At 75.5% G+C, this 1,926-nt stretch carries 1 pseudogene; it reads right to left on the bottom strand.

The window, feature by feature from the left end:
• Positions 1-1,926 (bottom strand): annotated as a pseudogene (locus ACWF94_RS39625) (hypothetical protein); the annotation flags it as partial.

The following is a 1,926-nucleotide window of genomic DNA, read 5'->3' as shown; positions in this document are numbered from 1 at the left end:
CGGGGCTGCGGGCGGGGGCTTGGGCCCCCACGGGCACGGGGGCGGCCCGCCCGGGGGGGGGGGGGGGGGGGGGGGCGGGTGGGGGGGGGGGGGGGGGCGGGGGGGGGGGTTGGGGGGCCGTGGGGGCCGGGGAGCGGCGGAACATACGGGTGGCCGTGATCTCGCCGTGGACCGGGTCGCCCGCGGGGTCCTGCTGGGGCAGTCCGGGCCGAAGATGCTCCTCCACGCTGATGTACTTCAGCCCCGCGCGCAGATCGGCGTCATTGCGCAGCCGGATGACCAGCGGGAACTCCGCCAGCGCCGTGGTGTCGAACAGTCCGGTCGTATAGAGGAGCTGGACACCCAGCGCATCGGAGACCGCGCGCTGAAGCTCCAGCAGATAGGTGGCGTTGGCGCGGCCGATCGGATTGTCGAGGAAGAGAGTGCCCGCGTGGCGGTGCCGGTCACGGCCTCGGTCGTTGCTGCGGAGCGCCGCCATGGTGCAGTACAGCGCGATGGCCGCTGTGAGCAGCTGGCCGCCGGAGAAGACATCGCCCATCTGCCCGACGGGGACGCGCTCGGCCCGGAGCACCGCGTCAGGCTTGAGGATCTCGACGGCGATGCCCTTCGGCTGCAGTGCCGCCTGGACCCCGCGCAGCAGCAGGGACATACCGTCCCGGCGGCCCTCGCCGTACGCCGCGGTGGAGTTCTTCCGGACGGCGGAGCGGGTCGCCTCGTCGATGACGTCGCCGAGCCGCTCGGCCAGTGTCGTCTGGTCCGGCTCCTCGAAGCGGATCCGCAGGAACTCCTGTCCGGACCACTCCCCCAGACCTTCGGGCAGCCGGGAGAGCCGCTGGGCCGAACGGAGCGTGGTCAGCGCGGACTCCACCAGACCGCGCAGCCGGTCGACGATGGTGTCGCGGTTGCGTTCCAGCTGCTCCAGCTCATCGGAGAGCACACGCAGCCTGGGTGCGAACGCCTGCGCCCACTTCGCCGCGTGCTCCGGCAGCGCGGTGGCGGGCAGTTCCCGGATCTGCTGGCGCGCGGGGGTGCGCACCTGTTCGTACCGGGTGGAGTTGGCATGCCGTACGAGGATGTCGCTCGCCTCGCGTACGGCCGCTTCGGCGGTGGACAGGTCGGTGGCGCAGCCGCGCAGGGAGCGGCGGGCTTCGGCGGCGGCTTGGCGGGCGTCGGCGAGGCCGCCGGGGTACGGCTCCGGGGGTTCGGTCTCGTCCTCGTGCTGTTCCCGCAGCAGATCGCGGAGGAGGGCGGCGGTCTCGTCGAAGCCTCCCGCCGCGTCCTCGCCGGCCCGGTGCGCCTGGAGCAGACTGCCGTGGGCCTCGCGGGCGGTTTCCACGGCATCGGTGCGGTGGGCGAGTTCGGTGGTGGCACCGCGCAGCAGGGCCTGGGCCCCTTCCGCGTCGGCGGGGACCATGTCGTCGGGAAGGGGGGTGTGCTCCGTGCCATCGGCCGGTGCCAGCCGCTCGGCCTCGCCGCGCAGCCGGCCGAGCTTCTCGCTCGCCTCGGACGCGCGCGTCTCCAGCATCTGCACCAGGGATTCGGCGCGGGCGGCGGCAGCCTGGCGCGAGGGGCCGTCGGCTCCGTCGGTGCCCTCCAGGAGCTGGGCGGCGCGGGTGCGAACCTTGTTGGTGAGGCGGTCCAGCTCGGCGAGCGCGGCGCTCTCGTCGCCCTCGGCACGGGCCTGCTCGGCGCGGAGGTCGGCGCCGACCCCGACCTTCTCGTACAGCTGCGAGGCCGCGCGGTACGCCTCGCGCAGGGCGGGCAGCGCGGAGCGCGGGGCGTCGGCGTCCGCTTCCGGCAGGGGCTCGGGGGCGCCCGCGATCTCGGCCCGCTCGGCGCGCAGGGCGCGGGCGGTGCGACGGGCGTCGTCGGCCGCGCGCTGGGCTGCCCGGCGGGCCTCGTCGGCGGCGTGCGCCGGCTCCGGGC

The organism is Streptomyces sp. NPDC055078, assembly GCF_053607985.1.
This window is presented reverse-complemented; position numbering and strand designations above follow the sequence as displayed.